Source organism: Halorubrum sp. Atlit-28R (assembly GCF_003665955.1).
GTDB classification, from domain to species: Archaea; Halobacteriota; Halobacteria; order Halobacteriales; family Haloferacaceae; genus Halorubrum; species Halorubrum tropicale.
The window spans coordinates 1-439 of record NZ_QPLS01000284.1 but is presented as its reverse complement, the minus strand read 5'-3'; the positions used below and the strand labels follow the sequence as shown (position 1 = coordinate 439).

At 59.0% G+C, this 439-nt stretch carries 1 pseudogene; it reads left to right on the top strand.

Annotated features, from left to right (window positions below):
- Positions 1-116: 116 nt before the first annotated feature.
- Positions 117-439 (top strand): annotated as a pseudogene (locus DVK06_RS17925) (mechanosensitive ion channel family protein); the annotation flags it as partial.

The following is a 439-nucleotide window of genomic DNA, read 5'->3' as shown; positions in this document are numbered from 1 at the left end:
TCGTATCCGATTTTTCGAGCCAGTGGATTCGGCTCCCGAATCTGTGTGCCTGTGGTTCTCAATACTGATTAACACTCCGTCACGTTTTTGGAAGTTCACCCGCCCGACTGGGTACGATGGTCGAACAGGGGGCAAGCGGGGTATCGAATCCGGTAACGAGTTGGCTACAGGACTTGCAGGCGACGCTCGCGCAGTTTGTCTCGACGGAGGAGCGCATCGGTATCTCGGTGGCACTCGTGGCGCTCGCGTTCGGGGTGGCGATTTTCCTCGCACCGCGCGTCGTCTCTCGAGCATCAGTGATGTTCCACAAACGGGTGCTTCAGCACTCGAAGGTCCCTGACTCGGTCACCGACGTGGCGTGGATATTCCCGGCGACGGTTATCGTCCGGGCCCTCCAACTCGGGGTCTTCGTCCTCGTCTCACTTTCGTTGCTGCTCCT